The organism is Roseofilum sp. KMC-1 (assembly GCF_057802075.1).
Genome location: NZ_CM173605.1, coordinates 2,601,051 through 2,619,442, shown reverse-complemented (window position 1 = coordinate 2,619,442; position 18,392 = coordinate 2,601,051). Strand labels below are relative to the sequence as shown.

20 protein-coding genes and 1 tRNA gene are annotated in these 18,392 nt (G+C 47.6%); 12 read left to right on the top strand and 9 right to left on the bottom strand.

Translation table 11 applies throughout. From position 1 onward, the window contains the following. Positions 1–371 precede the first annotated feature (371 nt). The 4 genes from AC3FZD_RS12280 to psbD form a co-directional block, all read right to left on the bottom strand. Entirely contained in the window at positions 372–2,066 is a 1,695-nt protein-coding gene (locus AC3FZD_RS12280) for an iron uptake porin (protein WP_488736306.1), read from the bottom strand. A gap of 263 nt (positions 2,067–2,329) precedes the next feature. Then, entirely contained in the window at positions 2,330–4,189 is a 1,860-nt protein-coding gene (locus AC3FZD_RS12275) for an iron uptake porin (protein WP_488736305.1), read from the bottom strand. 58 nt (positions 4,190–4,247) lie between these two features. Then, a complete protein-coding gene (locus tag AC3FZD_RS12270) occupies positions 4,248–4,526 on the bottom strand; it encodes a 4a-hydroxytetrahydrobiopterin dehydratase (protein ID WP_488736304.1) in 279 nt (92 codons plus the stop codon). A gap of 477 nt (positions 4,527–5,003) precedes the next feature. After that, positions 5,004–6,062: a photosystem II D2 protein (photosystem q(a) protein) gene (psbD, locus tag AC3FZD_RS12265; RefSeq protein ID WP_488736303.1), complete on the bottom strand. Its 1,059-nt coding sequence runs from the start codon at positions 6,060–6,062 to the stop codon at positions 5,004–5,006. A gap of 248 nt (positions 6,063–6,310) precedes the next feature. On the opposite strand from psbD, the gene AC3FZD_RS12260 reads away from it, so the two are divergent. The 4 genes from AC3FZD_RS12260 to AC3FZD_RS12245 all read left to right on the top strand — a co-directional run bounded on the left by AC3FZD_RS12260 (position 6,311) and on the right by AC3FZD_RS12245 (position 8,641). Next, positions 6,311–6,580 carry a UPF0367 protein family gene (locus tag AC3FZD_RS12260; protein WP_488736302.1) on the top strand — a complete coding sequence of 90 codons (270 nt, stop codon included), beginning with the start codon at positions 6,311–6,313 and terminating at the stop codon, positions 6,578–6,580. Next, positions 6,580–7,269: an energy-coupling factor ABC transporter ATP-binding protein gene (locus AC3FZD_RS12255; RefSeq protein WP_488736301.1), complete on the top strand. Its 690-nt coding sequence runs from the start codon at positions 6,580–6,582 to the stop codon at positions 7,267–7,269. Before AC3FZD_RS12260 ends, AC3FZD_RS12255 begins: the two co-directional genes overlap by 1 nt. A gap of 100 nt (positions 7,270–7,369) precedes the next feature. After that, positions 7,370–7,966 (top strand): L,D-transpeptidase, encoded by a 597-nt coding sequence (locus tag AC3FZD_RS12250; protein WP_488736300.1) that lies wholly within the window; start codon positions 7,370–7,372, stop codon positions 7,964–7,966. A 48-nt stretch (positions 7,967–8,014) separates the two neighbouring features. After that, a complete protein-coding gene (locus AC3FZD_RS12245) occupies positions 8,015–8,641 on the top strand; it encodes a Uma2 family endonuclease (protein WP_488736299.1) in 627 nt (208 codons plus the stop codon). Positions 8,642–8,739: 98 nt separating this feature from the next. Here the strand turns inward: AC3FZD_RS12245 and AC3FZD_RS12240 are convergent, their stop codons facing one another. Beyond that, positions 8,740–9,198: a hypothetical protein gene (locus AC3FZD_RS12240; RefSeq protein WP_488736298.1), complete on the bottom strand. Its 459-nt coding sequence runs from the start codon at positions 9,196–9,198 to the stop codon at positions 8,740–8,742. Between the two features lie 262 nt (positions 9,199–9,460). On the opposite strand from AC3FZD_RS12240, the gene AC3FZD_RS12235 reads away from it, so the two are divergent. The 4 genes from AC3FZD_RS12235 to psb32 all read left to right on the top strand — a co-directional run bounded on the left by AC3FZD_RS12235 (position 9,461) and on the right by psb32 (position 12,402). Next, positions 9,461–10,012, top strand: coding sequence for an NYN domain-containing protein (locus tag AC3FZD_RS12235; RefSeq protein WP_488736297.1), 552 nt, complete (start codon positions 9,461–9,463; stop codon positions 10,010–10,012). Between the two features lie 78 nt (positions 10,013–10,090). Continuing rightward, positions 10,091–10,162 (top strand) — tRNA-Asn (locus AC3FZD_RS12230). Positions 10,163–10,189: 27 nt separating this feature from the next. After that, on the top strand, positions 10,190–11,404 hold the full coding sequence (locus tag AC3FZD_RS12225) for an aminotransferase class V-fold PLP-dependent enzyme (protein ID WP_488736296.1): 1,215 nt from the start codon (positions 10,190–10,192) through the stop codon (positions 11,402–11,404). Between the two features lie 314 nt (positions 11,405–11,718). Next, a complete protein-coding gene (gene psb32 / locus AC3FZD_RS12220; protein WP_488736295.1) occupies positions 11,719–12,402 on the top strand; it encodes a photosystem II repair protein Psb32 in 684 nt (227 codons plus the stop codon). A 51-nt stretch (positions 12,403–12,453) separates the two neighbouring features. Here the strand turns inward: psb32 and AC3FZD_RS12215 are convergent, their stop codons facing one another. After that, complete coding sequence (locus AC3FZD_RS12215; protein ID WP_488736294.1) at positions 12,454–12,780, bottom strand: antibiotic biosynthesis monooxygenase; 327 nt, start codon at positions 12,778–12,780, stop codon at positions 12,454–12,456. A gap of 134 nt (positions 12,781–12,914) precedes the next feature. Next, entirely contained in the window at positions 12,915–13,532 is a 618-nt protein-coding gene (locus AC3FZD_RS12210) for a hypothetical protein (protein ID WP_488736293.1), read from the bottom strand. A 150-nt stretch (positions 13,533–13,682) separates the two neighbouring features. Between AC3FZD_RS12210 and dxs the strand changes: the two genes are divergently transcribed. The 3 genes from dxs to hisG all read left to right on the top strand — a co-directional run bounded on the left by dxs (position 13,683) and on the right by hisG (position 17,137). Beyond that, positions 13,683–15,593 carry a 1-deoxy-D-xylulose-5-phosphate synthase gene (dxs, locus tag AC3FZD_RS12205; RefSeq protein WP_488736292.1) on the top strand — a complete coding sequence of 637 codons (1,911 nt, stop codon included), beginning with the start codon at positions 13,683–13,685 and terminating at the stop codon, positions 15,591–15,593. Between the two features lie 191 nt (positions 15,594–15,784). Next, entirely contained in the window at positions 15,785–16,336 is a 552-nt protein-coding gene (locus tag AC3FZD_RS12200; RefSeq protein ID WP_488736291.1) for a hypothetical protein, read from the top strand. A 156-nt stretch (positions 16,337–16,492) separates the two neighbouring features. After that, positions 16,493–17,137 (top strand): ATP phosphoribosyltransferase, encoded by a 645-nt coding sequence (hisG, locus tag AC3FZD_RS12195; RefSeq protein ID WP_488736290.1) that lies wholly within the window; start codon positions 16,493–16,495, stop codon positions 17,135–17,137. Positions 17,138–17,150: 13 nt separating this feature from the next. On the opposite strand, the gene AC3FZD_RS12190 is transcribed toward hisG, so the two are convergent. Continuing rightward, positions 17,151–17,351 (bottom strand): hypothetical protein, encoded by a 201-nt coding sequence (locus AC3FZD_RS12190; RefSeq protein WP_488736289.1) that lies wholly within the window; start codon positions 17,349–17,351, stop codon positions 17,151–17,153. Positions 17,352–17,383: 32 nt separating this feature from the next. Beyond that, positions 17,384–17,983, bottom strand: a complete 600-nt coding sequence (locus AC3FZD_RS12185) for a 7-carboxy-7-deazaguanine synthase QueE (RefSeq protein ID WP_488736288.1) — start codon at positions 17,981–17,983, stop codon at positions 17,384–17,386. A 105-nt stretch (positions 17,984–18,088) separates the two neighbouring features. Here AC3FZD_RS12185 and AC3FZD_RS12180 point away from each other — a divergent pair, with 105 nt between their 5' ends. Next, positions 18,089–18,301 carry a hypothetical protein gene (locus tag AC3FZD_RS12180; protein ID WP_488736287.1) on the top strand — a complete coding sequence of 71 codons (213 nt, stop codon included), beginning with the start codon at positions 18,089–18,091 and terminating at the stop codon, positions 18,299–18,301. Positions 18,302–18,392 lie beyond the last annotated feature (91 nt).

The following is an 18,392-nucleotide window of genomic DNA, read 5'->3' as shown; positions in this document are numbered from 1 at the left end:
TTGGCGTAATTGCTCTTATAATCACTGCTTGAGGAACTACAATCTCACTACTGATGTCATGGTTGTTTTACAAATTCATACAAACTTTATTATAGCAATTTCCTCTGCTATGCGGTACATAAATAGCGGTTTTTAACGATAGCCAGAATAGCCCAAAGCTAAATTGAGTCTGTTGTTCACTCCCCCCACTCCCCCATTCCCCCATTCCCCCACGGAGGGCGCGAAGCGCTGTATATTCGAGGCTTGACGGGAATTCCAAGAAGCGATCGCGCCGAACAAGTCTGAATGCCAACTTATTTAGGTATTGAAACAGAAGGGGGCGCACTCACAGCACACCCCCCTCTTGGTTTTCTAGAGATTAACTGAGAACTCTAGAACTTGAAGGTAGTCCGAATGGTTCCCACATAGACCGTATCGTTTCTGCTATCTCCTTCTGGATTAAATACAGCCAGGAATCCAGGAGTAATCGAGATATTGTCAGTTAAGCGGAGACGATAGAAAGCCTCTAGATGAATTGGGGTATCAGGAGCTTCTCCCGTTCCTCCACTAACATGGGGAGGCATACCCACCATCAATCCACCTAGGTTCCCTTCTGCACCGAGGTCAGGGAAGGTGAAACCAACAATCCAGTTCCAGATGTCAGCATCGTCATACCGATAGCGGCCTTCGCGATCCAGGTCTTGGGCATTGGTATACTGACCCCAGCCATTGAGAACGAAGCGATTGCTAATTTTCCATTCCGCAGAGATAGCATAAGAATCAGAAGCGATAGCCTCTCCAGCCTTACGGAAAGGATCGGAAGCCAGTACCCCAATCCCATTATTGAGGGGGCCAGACAAACCACTTACACTTTCACGGGCTGTCCCTGAAACATAATCACGAGCATAGGTAAAACCAATCCCAAACCGGTCTCCCTCATAGCTCAACTGACCCAAAGCTTGGAAGCTACCATCAAAGAGTCCTCGTCCTTCTGTAGGAGATTCCGCATCACCCGCTAAGTAGGAATAACCCAAGCTAATTCTAGGGGTGAAATAATAAATCCCTGTAATCCCTGCATCTCCACCGCCATAAATCGGAGCCAGTTGAGCAAAGCGAGAGATGGGGCCACTATCAGAACTGTTAATACTGAACGTGGGGATGATATCATCTGGAGCTTGCCCAATTGCACCAATCTGCATCCGTCCTCTAGGTGTGCCATCTTCAAAATAACCACCATAGGGGAAGCGATAAGTCAGGATATCTAGCTCAAAACCACTGTCAGTATTGGTTTCATAAGCTAAACGAGCCGTACTGGTTCCCAATGCAGAACGAGTGCCCACAATATTTCCAGCTTGTAAACGGGTTCTCAAGCTATCTTCACCCGTAAAACTGGTATCGAAGTTTAAGCGGACACGACCAGCCAACGTCATTTCTTCATCTACATCAGCTCGTCTACCACCCGTAGTTGTAGAACGAGGAATCATCCGTCGGTCAGGGCCCCAACCTCTGAGGGGTTTCTCTTCTCCCAACGTAATTCCAGCAGCGAAGATAGCCGAAGCATTGAGTTTAGTCGTTGTCGAGAACTGGTGTTCTTCCAGAAAGTCTACCCTGGCTTCCAGGCTATCTACCCGTCCCCGCAAGGTAGCCAATTCTGCCGCAAACTCTTCTTGTAGACGTTGTAGTACCGCCAGGTCTTCACGAGTGACCAAGTTAGCGGTAGCAGCAGCAATCAATTCATTGATACGGTCTAAACAAGCATTAACCCCAGCCGCGAACTCATAACGAGTCATGGCCCGGTTTCCGCGATAGGTTCCATCGGGATAACCCGCAATACAACCGTAGCGCTCTACTAATGACTGTAAGGCTTGGAACGCCCAGTCTGTAGGGCGAACATCCCGCAACTGGGAAACTGAGGTCACTTGACCCATAGAACCGCTAGTGCGGGTTCCTCTTGAATATTCTTGAATTTGGTCTAAATTGTTGGTTTCTGTGGACTGGGCCAGAGCCGAACCACTAGAAACGAATAAAGCCGCCCCCAACAGAGCAGGGGTCAGACTGATGGATTTCCATAGAAGCTTTGACTTCATTGATTTTTCTCCTCACACCTTAAGAATCGTCAACTTCCCATCTGGGATTTTATCACCTAAACGCTGGAATGTCAGGATACTCATGTTAGGTTTTACTAACTCTACCTTGTCCTCTATCTTGCACCACGATCGGAGTTTTGGCAGGACTTCGGCGAGTTGCTTTCGATTGTAACTTGATTTTTCCTTTCCAGCCCTATTCTTCTAACTAGGTGTAAGGTTCAGGTTACACCTCAAGACCTTACACCCAATTAGAGAACCTCAATCTAGAACGAGAACGTCGTTCTCAGGGTTCCAATCACTGTTGTATCCTCATCCAAAGCATCTTGGAAAGGACTGATTAAGACCGTTACACCAGGAGTTACAGAAATATTATCCGACACCCGGATTTTGTAGAAGCCTTCAATATTGACGGGAGTTGCATTATCCACGCCACCGATCAAGCTGACACCGGCCAAAGTTGGCGGGACACCCACAGAGAGTCCACCCACATTACCGGCTCTGAATAAATCAGGGAAGGCCATATTGAGAGCATATGTCCAGATTTCCGCGCTACCCCGTCGTCCTGCACTCAGCATTTGGGCATCGGTATAGCCGATAAACCCATTGAGAACAAATTTAGGACTTAAGCGCCAAGAGAAGGCTCCACCATAGGAATTAGTCGAAGTCCGGCCGATATCCGTAATCAGACGGGTTTGTGGAGTCCCAACTAAATCATAACCATAGCCATTATCAAAAATGGGCTGATTTTCCGAGTGATAGCCATTGGCATAAGTAAAGGCCATGGAGAAGCTATCTGAAGGAGTAACGGTCAATTGAGTCAGGAACCCAGAATCACCGGCTTCCGATCTGGCCGGATTCCCCAGATCGTCCAATAAGTATCCTACACTTAGGTTCACTGCTCCTAAGTTGAGAAACTTGAAATTGCCCAAATTGATATCGAAGCCCATTCCAGCACCGCCCCCAATGCGGTAGAGGGGGTTACGTTGGGAGAAGGTCTGTAAAGAACCACTACCCCCGTCGTAATCTTCAAAGTAGGGATTTAGAGTGGGAACGAAATCATCAAATGTACCGCCTAGGGCAGATACGACCACATTCACCCGGTTATTCAAGCTCCAGTAATACTGAAGTTTATCTAAATAAACATCCCCTGTTGCCGTTGCCGAGTTAGGTTGGGTCACCTGGAAGGTTTGCATTCCTTGGCCGGATTCTTTTTGGAAGTTAAACCGGTCTGCGGAATTAGCTTGTATGCGAGTGAGCAACAGATCCTTACCAGTAAAGCTGGTATTCAAGTTTAGCCGCACTCTACCCATCAGTGCCGTTTCGTTGTCGCTAGAGTAATCCCCAAACCCTTGTACATTAGAGTTATTCAAGACAAAACTTTGGGGAACGCCTAAGAAGGCTCTCCGACGACCCACATTAAAGCGGGAGTCTTCTATATCTATATCTGCGCCCCAGGCATCGGTAACGGCAAAAATGGCTTCCCCAACCAGTTTGGTGGTGGTGGAGAATTGATTGGCTTCTAACTCAGTGGTGCGTGCTTCGAGGGCATCTACACGACCGCGAAGGGTGGCCAATTCGGCGGCAAATTCTTCTTGCAGCCGTTGGAGTACCGCCAAGTCTTCACGGGTTACCGCATTGGCACTTGCGGCGGCAATCAGTTCATTGATGCGATCTAAACAGGCATTTAACCCGGCAGCAAACTCATAGCGAGTGATTGCCCGGTTTCCCCGATAGGTTCCATCGGGATAACCGGCAATACAGCCGTAGCGCTCTACCAAGGATTGTAGGGCTTGGAAGGCCCAGTCTGTTGGCCGGACATCTCGCAGTTGGGAGACGGAGGTGACTTGCTCAACTTCTTCTTCAACTGCTTCTCCATCGCTGCTATATTCGATCACCTGATCTAGGGTAGAGCGTTCTTGTGCAATGAGAGAGGGTTGGAGATTGAGATCGAAGGATTCCGGGACTCCAACGGAGAAGGAATCATCAATATTTACATTTAGGGATTGGGGGTTAACTAGGGACGGGTTGCTGATGCTTTCAGCAGCCTGAACCAAAGAACCAGAGATCAATGTAGTTAGGACTGCTGGGCTTACCAACAGGGTCTTCCACAGAAATTTTGACATTTTACTTGCTCCTCACACCTTTAAGCTTTTTAACTTTAGAAGCTTATTTTAGTTTACCTTATTCTATCTGGGAGATCGCTTGTGCTAAAGCGAAATCCTTTTCTGTTAAACCACCTGCATCGTGGGTTGTCAAGGTGATGCTGACTCGATTGTAGGAGATAGAGAGGTCAGGATGATGGTTGGCGCTTTCTGCGGGTTCGACTACTTGATTGATAAAGGCGATCGCCTCAATGAAGTTTTTGAACTGGCGCTGGCACTGTAGACTCTCTCCAACTAATTCCCACCCTGATAGGGTTTTGGCCTTTTCCTGGATTTCCGATTGAGTCAGTTTAGTCATTCCTTTTCGATTCTCCTCTACTTCAAAACTATCCGCTCTCACCGGTAGACGTTCAAGTTCTTTCTGAAAGATAGAATTTTGAACAGTTGAGAGTGAGAGCGGTGTAGCGGGTCTTCAGTTTGAAACCTGACTGCCGGGAGGAACCCCAGCTAGTCCTTTGGACTACAGGTTTGCCAAAGTTAGACTAGCGTCTAGAGAACAGCCCCGGCCCACAGCCGGTCTACTCCAACCTGAAGACCCATGCATTTACTACTATCTGACATAGGCATCACCTCCTAAAAATTTCAACATTAAACTCATAAATGAGATCAAAGAGCATCTAGCTCTGAGTGCCTTGCACCTGTGAATCACCTTAGCACAGAGTTCTAGAATCGGGTTAGGATTGGTCAGAATTACGGTATTTGGGGAGATTGGGGGAAGAGGGAAAAATTAGGGTGGGCATTTAGCCCACCCTACCAGAATTCTCAGGATTGAGAATTACAGAGCATTACCGCGAGGAAGAACTTCTTCGGGGAAGGTAAAGAACTCATGGGGTTGGTCAGCGGGAGCCATCCAAGCGCGAATACCTTCGTTCAGCAAGATATTCTTGGTGTAGAAGGTTTCAAATTCTGGATCTTCTGCTGCTCTCAATTCTTGAGATACGAAGTCATAAGCCCGCAGGTTGAGGGCTAGTCCGACAATGCCGACGGAACTCATCCATAAACCGGTTACGGGAACAAACAGCATGAAGAAGTGCAACCAGCGTTTGTTGGAGAAAGCAATACCAAAGATTTGGCTCCAGAACCGGTTGGCGGTGACCATGGAGTAGGTTTCTTCCGCTTGGGTGGGTTCAAAAGCGCGGAAGGTATTGGCTTTTTCTCCATCTTGGAAGAGGGTATTTTCGACGGTGGCTCCGTGGATGGCACAGAGTAAGGCTCCACCGAGAATTCCAGCTACTCCCATCATGTGGAAGGGGTTGAGCGTCCAGTTATGGAATCCTTGTAGGAAGAGGATGAACCGGAAGATGGCTGCGACTCCGAAGCTGGGGGCAAAGAACCAGCTCGATTGTCCCAAGGGGTACATGAGGAAGACGCTGACGAAGACGGCAATGGGGCCGCTGAAGGCAATGGCATTGTAAGGACGGATGCCGACCAAACGAGCGATTTCAAATTGCCGGAGCATGAAGCCAATCAAGGAGAAGGCTCCATGGAGAGCGACGAAGGGCCAAAGTCCACCGAGCTGACACCAACGGGCGAAGTTGCCTTGAGCTTCGGGCCCCCAGAGGAAGAGCAGGGAATGTCCCATGCTATCTGCGGGACTCGATACGGCTACGGTGAGGAAGTTTGCGCCTTCGAGGTAGGAGGAGGCCAACCCATGGGTATACCAGGAGGTGACGAAGGTGGTTCCGGTGAGCCAACCGCCGATGGCGAGGTAGGCACAGGGGAAGAGTAGGAGTCCTGACCATCCGATGAAGACGAAGCGATCGCGTTTTAGCCAGTCATCGAGGACATCAAACCATCCTCTTTCACTGGGGGCGCGTCCAACTGCGATTGTCATAAAGCGATGTTCTCCAAAATTCTCATAAATAAGTGCGATCGCGCCCTAGCCGACCTTTGACCTGACTGTTCTCAGCAGAAAACGGCGGTTTTAGCCAGTCTAGTTTACGATTCTTTACTCAATTATAAGGTAAATGATCAATTTTTCAATCTTGACCTCAATCTCACCTGCGGTAAAGATGGGAAAATCAGGAGAATCTGAGATACTAAAGTTAAATAAGTCCAATTCTTGCTTCCCAGAACAGCCCTATGTACGTGATTGATGTTGTTTTAAGGAATAATCCCATTCCTCTGTCGGTCGAGCGCAAATCCGAAGAAGACGCTCAAGGACTCTATACCCAGCTTTTAGAAGCCATGCGCTCCTCAGAATCAGAAGTGATTGAACTGAAGTGCGATCGCCAAACAGAAAAAACCGTCGCCCTTCTCAGCAGCGAAATTACCGCCGTCCAAAAAGCCGAGAAAACTGGAACCACAGCCGCTTCGGGTAGACCCCCTGGATTCTTCGCCGTCACTCAATAATGACTGGAGCCATTCCTAACTCTCCTGGAATTCAGGTTCAGAATCTCTCCTTTGATTGGCCCTCCGGCCAATCCGTCCTCAAAGCCTGCTCCTTAGAAGTTCCCCAAGGAGAATTTTGGATGCTTCTGGGAACCAACGGTAGCGGTAAATCTACCCTCCTGCGAACCCTGGCGGGATTGCTTCATCCCCAGTCCGGTCAGATCGCTCTGGAATCACCAGTAGGATTTGTGTTTCAAAACCCAGATCATCAACTGGTCATGCCCACCGTCGGAGCCGATATTGCCTTTGGTCTAGTAGTAGAAAAACTCACCCTCCAGGAAGTCCAACACCGGGTAGACGAAGCCCTAGAAGCAGTCAATCTGCTTCATCTGAAAAGACGGCCCATCTATGCCCTCAGTGGTGGACAAAAACAGAGGATCGCCATTGCTGGGGCGATCGCCCGCCACTGTAAAGTTCTCCTCCTGGATGAACCTACCGCTCTCCTAGACCGAGAAGCCCAACTTGAATTGGTAATCCAAGTCAAAAACCTGGTCATCCAACGCGGTATAACCGCCCTGTGGGTCACCCATCGACTCGACGAACTCGACCACTGTCATGGTGCATTTTTGCTCGACCAAGGCCAAGTGATTGACCAAGGAAACCCCCATCGGTTAAAAAATCGCTTGATGGCCACCCATCTGAATTCTTAAAACCCGGATGAAAAATTCCCATCCTGGGATTACAATTTCGGTACATCAAGCTCCTAAGCTTCCCATCGATCAACTTCAAAGCATCCAATCAGGCAACACTATGAAAAACAGACGGTCACCCATTCATTCTTTAACCCTGATCGGTTTAGGGCTGCTCTCTCCCCTCCTGATGCAGCCAACGCACGCCCTAGAGGGAGAAGTTCCCCTAGAGTCTGAACCTCTTTCCTTGTTGGGTGAACTGCCCTTCATGCAAGACCTAACCCAAATTCCGGCTCTGGGAGAAGCGAACAAATACCTACCCGGTCAAACCCCAGTGCATCTGGTCTTGAGATTAGGAGAACGGCGGGTTTATGTTTATAAAGGAGATGAGCAACTAGCCAGCTATCCCGTAGCTGTGGGTAAAGAGGGATGGGAAACCCCCACAGGCAACTTTCAAGTCTTTAATATGGAAGTCGATCCCGTTTTTCTCAGTCTATGGACAGGGAACAAAATTGGCCCCGGCCCCGATAACCCCCTCGGCCCCCGTTGGATTGGTTTCTGGACTGATGGTAAAACTCAAGTGGGCTTTCATGGAACCAATAACCCGGACTCTATTGGCAATGCGGTTTCCCATGGCTGTGTCCGCATGTTTAACAAGGATGTGCTTGCCCTTTACGAGAAAGTGGAAGTGGGAACCCAAGTCATTGTGGAACCGTGAATTTAAAATGAGCCGATAGAACCGAAACTACAACATGAGCTGATACCTATGACTCTTGCCACTGACTCACCCATAACACAGGGGCGGTTGACTTTTGATCGGTTTCTCGCTGGCTATGGCAGTGATAAGCGCTATGAACTAATTGATGGAGAGGTTTTTGACTTGGAACCTACCGGTCAGCATGAAGAAGTAGCTGCTTTTATAACGACCAAAGTCTGTGCGGAAATTGACAGACTAGAATTGCCTTGGTTTGTTCTTCAGCGTGGTCTATTGCGTCCTTCTGATGCTGGAATGAGCGCTTTTCGCCCAGATATCGCTGTTATTGACCGTACAAAGTTATCCAAAGAGCGACTTTGGGCAAACCAGTCGATTTTGACCCAGGGCAGTTCGATTAAATTCATTGCTGAAGTCGTGAGCGGAAATTGGCAAAATGATTATGCTCGTAAATTGGAAGATTACGCGACTCTAGGGATTCCGGAATATTGGATTGTGGATTATGCCGAGCTGGGGGGTATCCGTTATATCGGAGATCCCAAACAACCGACTCTTTCTGTCTGTACCCTCATTGATAAAGAGTATGATATTCAACTTCTGAGAGGCCATCAAGCCATCAGTTCTACAATTTTTCCTAATCTGAACTTGACAGCCGAGAAAGTGTTAAAGACAGGACAATAATGGTTTTTCTAGAAACCAGACAAAAAGCGAGACCGTTTATGTCTCGCTTTTGTGCTTTAGGTTGAAGAATCTTCCGATTAATCCATACCAGAATTGAGTTACCAGGTTTGAGGTAATAACGGAGCCGGAGCCGGGGGCAGGGGCGGAGGCGGGGGATTAAGAGGAGGAAGACTCGGCGGTGGCGGCGGTGGGGGCAGTGCAGGAATAGTAAAAGCTCTAGCGGGCGCTGGAGGTTCCCGATAAAGAGAAACTCGGCTACAGAAAACTGGAGTAACCACCACATCAGCACCTAAGATATTGCCAATGAATCCTCGTTCTCTGCGGTCAAGATATACGGTACGCACTTCTCCGTCGGCTAATTCTAGGGTGACCATATCGCCGACAATACTCCGGACAATGCCACGAACGGTTTGTTCTGCGCCTTCAGGACTTTGGGCTAGTTTTTGAGCGGCTTCACAAACGGGACGACCCTCTGCTTGGACTTCTTCGGCCCGAGAGGCTTGTCCTGACATCAGGAGAATGAGTGACGCACCAATGAAGGCTGCTATTTTGTTCATTACCGTTTCACTCCTTCACGGTTGTTAATGGGGTAAACGCTCAGAAAAGATTCCTTCAGGAACTGACTGAGGGTTTAATGGGTCTGGATTGACCTTGACTCTGGAGGGAGTTCTTATATTCAATATTAAATCTACTAAACCCTTATGCCATAAAGGATTAATGGCTTTTGGACTGGTATTGAAACAGGACTACTCCAGCATCATGCCACTATACTATCTTAAGATGCCCAATTCCGGAACTGAAAATTGACGATCCAGACCCATGTCACGACCTCGAACTGTCGCTATTTTGTTTGTTGATGGTTATAACATCATTGGTGCTTGGAGCGATCTGCAAGCTATCCGCGATCGCCAAGGACTAGAAGTTGCTCGCCAGCAACTGATCGAAGTGTTCACTAACTACAGTGCTTTCCGGGGCTATGATACCCGGATTGTTTTTGATGCTTATCTGAAAGAGACTCCGAGTCATCGGGAAGCGATTACCCATCAATTATCTGTCCATTACACCCATTTTGGGCAAACGGCAGATTCTTATATTGAGATTGCTTGCGCTAAATTCCGTCGCTCAATTGAAAAATATCAAAAGCGCTTGATTGTAGCAACTTCCGATCGCGCTCAACAAATGACGGTGATCGGTTATGGCGCGGAATGGATGTCAGCCAGTCGGTTAGCCCATGAGGTTAGCAGTAGTCAGACTCGGCTGCGTCGGCAACAGAAAAGTCCGAAAAAATCCTCTAGCCGCTTTTTAGCTCATGGTCTGAGTCCCTCGGCTCAAGAGCGTTTGGCTGCTTTGCGTATGGGTTTACCCTCTTAGAGGGCGATCGCCTCAGAAAAAAATTCAATTAAACCCTTGACAAATTCATAGTCTTAGCGCTACATTAAGAAACTGTGATCCTCAGTAGCTCAGTGGTAGAGCGGTCGGCTGTTAACCGATTGGTCGCTGGTTCGAATCCGGCCTGGGGAGTTTAACTCATTAGTCCTTTTTGAACCCATGAAAGAAACGGGAAATCAGGCAGAATCGCCCTGGAAATCCTGGTGGAGGCTTGCTCCCCATTGTATTTACCTGAATCATGGAGCATTTGGGGCTTGTCCGCGCCCCGTATTAGAGCGACAAAGCCAGTTACGGGAACAATTGGAGCAAAACCCCACTGGGTTTATTATGCATGAGTTGGAATGGCTCTTAGACCAAGCGCGGAACCATTTAGCCGAGTTTATAGGAGCCAAACCTTCGGACTTAGCCTTAATTCCCAATGCCACAACTGGGGTGAACACGGTTTTACGCTCCCTTACCTTAGCTCCTGGGGATGAACTGCTGACCACGAATCAAGAATATAATGCCTGTCGCAATGCTCTAGAGTTTGTGGCGGCTCGGACTGGGGCTAAAATTGTGGTGGTTTCTATTCCTTTTCCTCCCGAAAATGAGGAAGACATGGGCGATCGCATTTTATCCGCTATTACCCCTCACACGCGCTTGGTGCTGGTCGATCATATTGCCAGTATGACCGGTCTCATTTTTCCGATTCAAACCCTGGGAAAAGCCTTAAAAAACCAAGGTATAGAATTATTGGTGGATGGGGCCCATACGGTCGGTCAAATTCCCCTCAACCTGGAAGAATTAGAAGTTACCTATTACACGGGCAATTGTCATAAATGGCTCTTGACTCCCAAAGGTGCGGGATTTTTATATGTTAACCCTGAGCGACAAGATCTGATTCGTCCCCTGAGCATTAGCCATGGTGCGAATTCCCCCCGTAGCGATCGCTCCCGATTTCATCTAGAATTTGACTGGACAGGAACCCAAGATTTCACCCCCTATCTGTGTATCCCCACGGCGATTGATTTTGTTGAAACCCAATTTCCGGGGGGATGGACGGCACTGATGGAGCAGAATCATCACCTGATTATGGAGGCGAAAAGCCTACTCTCTCAAGCCCTAGGAATTACCTGTAATACCCCAGAATCTCTGATCGGTTCTATGGTATCCCTTCCCCTGCCCGATGGTGAAGCGCTCCCTCTCTATAACCATCTTTCCCAACAGTGCCAGATCGAAGTTGCCATTATGCCCTTTCCCCGAGCCAACCATCGGTTGCTCAGAGTCTGTGCCCAAGCCTATAATATCCAAGCGGATTACCAAAACTTGGCGATCGCCCTCCAATCGGCTCTCAACCCTCCCCAATTCAGCCAATGGGATGATGGTAATGGGTGATATAGCAATTTCCTCTGCTATGCGGTACATAAATAGCGGTTTTTAACGATAGCCAGAATAGCCCAAAGCTAAATTGAGTCTGTTGTTCACTCCCCCCACTCCCCCATTCCCCCATTCCCCCACGGAGGGCGCGAAGCGCTGTATATTTTTTTTGAAGCCTTGATCCCTAACTTGTTTAAGTCTTAATTTAATCTTCATGCTTCTGGTTCGGTGTATTGGGTGCATTCGTGAGAATGTGGGCAATAGGCGATCGGGGCAACTGTCGATCAATTGTATGAAAATGATAGATAGAGTTTAAATGAGGCAAAATGACGATGAAAAAAACAGTTTCAGGATTTTTAATAAGTATTTTAACTCTGTTGTTGTGGTGGATGAATCCCCAACCAGCAAAAGCAATAGGGGTTTATCAGATGCCTGTGGTGAAAGCGGGAGAGGCGACTTGGATACTCGATCAAGCGGATGTAATTAGTCGCTTAAATGAGGGAAAATTGAGTAATCAGTTGAGTCAGTTGGCTGAAGAAACGGGGAATGAGGTGCGTTTAGTGACGATTCGCCGTTTGGATTATGGGGAAACGATTGGTAGTTTTACTGAAGATTTGTTTGCCCAGTGGTTTCCGACTCCAGAGGAACAGAGTCATCAAGTGTTGTTGGTTTTGGATGTGGTGACCAATAATTCGGCGATTCGGACGGGAGAGGGAACCAAGGATTGGTTGTCCGATGAGATGGCGGAGAGTGTGTCGAGTGAAACCGTGCAAGTCCCCTTGCGAAGTGGCGATCGCTACAATCGGGCGTTTTTAGCAGCAAGCGATCGCCTGACCGCTATTTTATCCGGTAATGAAGATCCCGGCCCTCCCCTGGTTGAAGACACCATTCAAGCCGAAAGTACCTTTGCTTCAGCAGAAGAAACAAAAGAATCTAATGCTACGGTTTGGGTGATTGTGTTGCTGATTCTGGCAACGGTGATTCCTATGGTGACCTATTTCTGGCTGTATCAATAAGGCGACATTGGTAGGGGCAAAAGAAACCTTTTTCTTTCGCCCTTACCTGTCCTACTTGGGTTTAATTTCACTACAGACTTCATAAAAGGTGGTTACCGGAGGCTCAACGAACAAGGGTAACATCTGGTGTAAAATCTTTTCGTTCGCCTCATTCTTATTGGCTTCCATATCCTCAATATGATCCCAGAAAATGATGGCAATACCCCGGTCAGTTCCCGGTTCTTGGAGCAAGTAAGCTCCCTCAAATCCTTCACTATAGGTGGCGATCGCCTCTTCATACAATTCTCGCGCCTCAGCAAACTTACCGGGCTTAAATTCGCCCACCGCCACATAAGCATACTTATAGTTGGGTTTGAGATAATCTAAAAATTCACTCATGGTTTCGTTCACACCCTCATGGGTTCGCTTGGTTGCCGTTAATAGTTTGCCATGGCTTGGTGAGGATTTATCAGGATTTAGGGGGATAGGGAGCGAGAAGACAGGGGAATAGTTGAGTCCCATTCCCCCATTCTCTATGGAGTGGGAATATTCAACCGATCTAAATCAGGTTCAATACCAGGAATTAGGGGTAGGGGTGGGGGCGCTCCGGGAGTGGGGGCTAAGGGTTGTCCCAGATTGGATAAATCGGGATAAAATCCTCTCGGTTGACTGCGAGCTTCAAGACAATCGCTAATCGCCGCTTGGGGGGTTAAGTCCATATCTCGGCTGATCCCGACGACGCATTGGGCAAAGCGTCGGGGTAAAAGACTTCGCCGACAAGTTTCTAGAGTAGTCGTAGCGATGAGATCGGATTCATCTAGGCGATTAATATCGGTGACACAACTGGCTAAATCTAAGGGACGACGCACTTGGCGACAGGTCGATAAGGCGGCTGAGGGATTGATATCATCATTATCATTGACAATTCTAATGACACAGGCAGAAATATCTCTGGGATATAAGGCTGCACCGCAAGCACTGGAGCGATCTGAGGCAGAGATACCCATCTGGGCTAACTCGTAATTGCAGGTTTCAAAGCCATTACTGGCGATCGCTGGTTGATGGGACGCAAATACCCCACTGAAGGCGACCAAAACCCCACCAATAAAGGGATGGAAGGCAGAAGTTAGACGAAACTTAGGATTAGACATCCTTATGACTCCTCACAAAACACAACAGGGCGAGCTGTTGTTTCTAATTATTACTTGAAGTGAGATTAGAAGCTACAACTGCTCTCTAATAACTTACAGTGGATAAGGTATGGAAAACTAAGTTTATGAAAAACAGAGGACACCTTACCTATGCATTTAAGTGAACTCACTCATCCCAACCAATTGCATGGCTTGTCCATTGCCCAATTGGAACAAGTCGCCCGTCAGATCCGAGAAAAGCATCTGCAAACGATCGCCGCTACGGGGGGTCATTTGGGCCCCGGTTTGGGGGTAGTTGAGCTGACTTTAGGACTCTATCAAACCCTGGATCTTGACCATGATAAAGTCGTTTGGGATGTGGGTCACCAAGCTTATCCCCATAAAATGATTACGGGACGCTACAACGAATTTCATACCTTACGGCAAAAAAATGGGATTGCAGGCTATTTGAAACGCTGTGAGAGCAAATTTGACCATTTTGGCGCTGGACATGCCTCTACGAGCATTTCTGCGGCGCTGGGCATGGCTTTGGCACGGGATAGGAAAGGAGAAAATTATAAGGTGGCTGCCATCATTGGGGATGGCTCGCTGACGGGGGGAATGGCCCTAGAAGCGATTAACCATGCGGGACATTTACCCCATACGCAGCTGTTGGTGGTTTTAAATGATAATGAAATGTCCATTTCTCCTAATGTAGGCGCGATTTCCCGCTATCTGAATAAAATGCGTCTGAGTCCGCAGATGCAGTTTTTGACCGATAATCTGGAAGAGCAATTTAAGCATATTCCTTTCTTGGGCGAAACCTTTACTCCAGAGATGGAGAGAGTTAAGGAAGGGATGAAGCGCTTGGCGATGTCTAAAGTGGGCGCTGTGATTGAGGAATTGGGCTTTACTTATATGGGGCCGGTGGATGGCCATGATTTACAGGAACTGATCGCTACGTTTGAGCAAGCGCATAAAATCGAGGGGCCGGTGTTGGTGCATGTGGCAACGACGAAAGGGAAAGGATATGCGATCGCCGAAAAAGATCAAGTGGGCTATCATGCCCAAAGTCCCTTTAATTTAGCCACGGGTAAGGCGATCCCTTCCAGTAAGCCCAAACCCCCAGCCTATGCTAAAGTCTTTGCCCATACCCTCACCCAATTAGCAGAAAATAATCCTAAGATTATCGGCATTACGGCCGCAATGGCTACAGGGACAGGTTTGGATAAACTGCACGCCAAATTACCTGATCAGTATATTGATGTCGGTATTGCCGAGCAACATGCGGTAACCCTCGCTGCGGGGTTGGCTTGCGAAGGAATGCGGCCGGTTGCTGCCATTTATTCTACCTTCCTGCAACGGGCCTATGATCAGGTGATCCATGATGTTTGTATCCAGAAACTCCCCGTCTTCTTCTGTTTAGATCGGGCGGGAATTGTCGGTGCAGATGGCCCCACTCACCAAGGGATGTATGATATCTCTTACTTGCGCTGCTTGCCTAATTTGGTGCTGATGGCTCCGAAAGATGAGGGGGAACTGCAACGGATGATGGTGACGGGAATTGAGTATACAGATGGCCCGATCGCCATGCGCTATCCTCGCGGTAATGGTTACGGTGTGCCTCTGATGGAAGAAGGTTGGGAACCCTTGGAAATTGGTAAAGGGGAAATCTTACGCAATGGGGATGATTTGCTCTTGGTTGCCTATGGTTCTATGGTGCATCCTGCCCTCCAGGTGGCTGAGTTGTTGAGCGAACATGGGGTTGAAACTACGGTGGTGAATGCTCGGTTTGCTAAACCTTTAGATACGGAGTTGATTGTGCCTTTAGCGGAAAAAATAGGCCGCGTCGTCACCTTGGAAGAAGGGAGTTTAATTGGTGGTTTTGGTTCGGGTGTGGTAGAAGCGCTGATGGATGCTAATATTGTCGTTCCGGTTCAGCGTTTAGGTGTTCCTGATATTCTGGTGGATCATGCGACACCGGATGAGTCGAAAACGGATTTAGGATTGATGCCAGCACAAATGGCTGATTCGATCCGCGATCGCTTTTTCCAAAAGAAACCTACTCCTGTTAACGCTTAATTTTAGGGGATAGGGAGCGCTTCACCCTAGGGAATGGGAGTGGGCAGTGGGCAGTGGGAAAAAACCCCCTTTCTAGCCCTACTCCCTACTCCCCACTCCCCCACACCAACCACCTCCAATTTTTAATTTTTAATTTTTAATTTTTAATTTTTAATTGAGACGCAGAAAACTGGTGTACCGGAGTTTACCGGTTGGCCGCGCTCTTCCACACAGGGATTATTGCCATTAATCAACTGCCAGAAATCCCAGAAACCCTCTGGTTAAGACTCTTGGGAAAAGGGGGAACCCAAAAAAGAGCCATCCAACAAGTGCTAGATCTACCAGAAGATGATCCGCAACGGCTTAATATCCTAGAACTCATTGGAGTATGGCGAATTAATGTACAAGCTAAAATAGACCTCAGCACAGAAGAGCAGGAGTTACTTATGGAGTTATCACCAGCTTACTTAAAATGGCGAGAAGATACGATCCAGGAAGGTGTTCAACAAGGTGTTCAACAAGGTGTTCAACAAGGTATCCAACAAGGTGTTCAACAAGGTATCCAACAAGGTATCCAACAAGGTGTTCAACAAGCTAAACGAATGACGATTGAAACGTTGTTGAGGACTCGGTTTGGTTCTTTGGATGAGGAGTTAGTGGCAATAATAGACAGCATGATGAAACTGTCTCTAGAAGAGTTGATTCCTGTCTGTATGCAAGCCGATCGTGAGGAGTTGTTAGCCCAGTTTAGTCCAGAAAATTAATACTCTCGTGTTCTGAGAAGCTGGGTTTCTAGCAGAAATCCGGCTTCTCGCTTGCGTATCATAGATGGTAAACTACTAAGACATAGGGAATGGGGAATAGGGAATAGGAAATAAGCCATTCCCCCATTCCCCCATTCCCCCATCCTATCCAAAATCATGCTTACCGTTGCCATCCCCAAAGGGGCTTTACTGAAAGAAACGATTCAACTGCTCCAGCAAGTGGGGCTAGATTTTAGTGCTTTTCTCGACTCCAGTAATCGTCAACTGCAAATTGTCGATCCGACGGAAACAATGAAAGGGCTATTGGTTCGCGCTCAAGATGTGCCCGTTTATGTGGAATACGGACAAGCCCAATTGGGTATTGTGGGCTATGATGTGCTGCGGGAAAAGAACCCCAAGGTTGCCCAACTGGCGGATCTCGGTTTTGGCTATTGCCGCATGTCGGTAGCGGTGAAAGAGTCGAGTGATTATCAAGATGTGCTGGATTTACCCGCCCATTGCCGCATTGCCTCGAAATCGGTTAATTGTGCCAGAGAATATTTCCATGGCTTGGATTTACCGGTAGAAATTATTCCTTTGTATGGTTCCGTAGAGTTAGGGCCGATTACGGATATGTCGGAGGCGATTGTGGATTTGGTGTCTACGGGTAAAACTTTGAGGGAAAATGGGTTAGTGGAAATTAAGAAGTTATTTGATAGTACCGCTTATTTGATTGCTCATCCTTTGAGTTATCGCTTGAATGTGGAAGGGATTGATGATTGGATTACTCAGTTGCGCGGGGAATCCCTCAAGAGTTGTTAACCAAATTACTCCCTCACCCATCGGGGAACTGCCAACACAAGATGCGCTCAATGCGATCGCTGTTACACTGGGGACAGGGCTGATTCTGGGAAGAACTAACCCATTCATAGCCGCACTGATGACAGTGAGCAAAGACATTATGCTGGTTAGCGATATCAATTTGCTGTTGCCAGCGATCGATTTCCTTGCGATCGGGTTCAAAATTAGCGCTCATAATTCAAAGAGGAGAAAATAGAAGATCGAGATTTAACGCAAGCCTAAAAACTTATGGGTTTGTAAACTCATGCGCCAGTCTGGATGATTCATTACAAACTTAACCGTTAAATCAATGGTTTCTGGACTATTCCATTCCGGTTGCAAGAATTTAATCCCCTTGGGATTAACCCATTGAGCTTGTTCTTTTGCCCATTTTAGATCTTCGGGGCCAGTAATTACTACTTTCAATTCATCTACATGGGGGACAATACTGGGATGGGGAGACTTAAAGCGCTTGGGAGAAAAGGTCACCCAATCAAATACCCCTGAAAAGGGATAAGCACCAGAGGTTTCTAAGTGCAAAGGTAAACCACACAAAGCCCTTAATCCCTCGGTTAATTCATCCAAATTATGCATTAATGGTTCACCTCCAGTAATCACGATCATGCTCGGATTAACGGCTAAAACCTGTTGGGCCAATTCCTCAACAGAATAAAAGGGATGTTTGTCTATCGGCCAAGACTCTTTTGTATCGCAAAACCAACAGCCCACATCGCATCCTCCGAGGCGAATAAAAAAAGTATTTCGTCCCATCCAATACCCTTCTCCTTGGATAGAATGAAATGTTTCTACAATGGGGTAACTTTTCACCGATCGCCGTCAATTTCATCAGAACATTATTTTGATTTTAACAGTTTTCCGGAACTTTGGGTTATAATAACTAACCATTATTGCCATCAACCCAAGGGAGAAAATATGAACCATACAGGGTGTAAAGCGATCGGATTACTCGCCTTCTGGGGGGGGATTGGTGGGGCGATTTACCCCCCACAATTGGCTCAAGCTCAAACCACCGGGGTAAGGTATGGAAATTATATCGGTATCACTGCGGCTGAACCCCTACAAAACCAACATTCTACCCTAGAGCCAACCCTAGGGAGCGCTGCCGAAAAACAAAAAGTGATTTAAGTGTTTGGCGAGATAAAACCGATCACACCTTTCAACGGTTCCAGCAGCAAATCGAGGTAGACTTGGTTTATCTGCAACAAGGAGAACGACT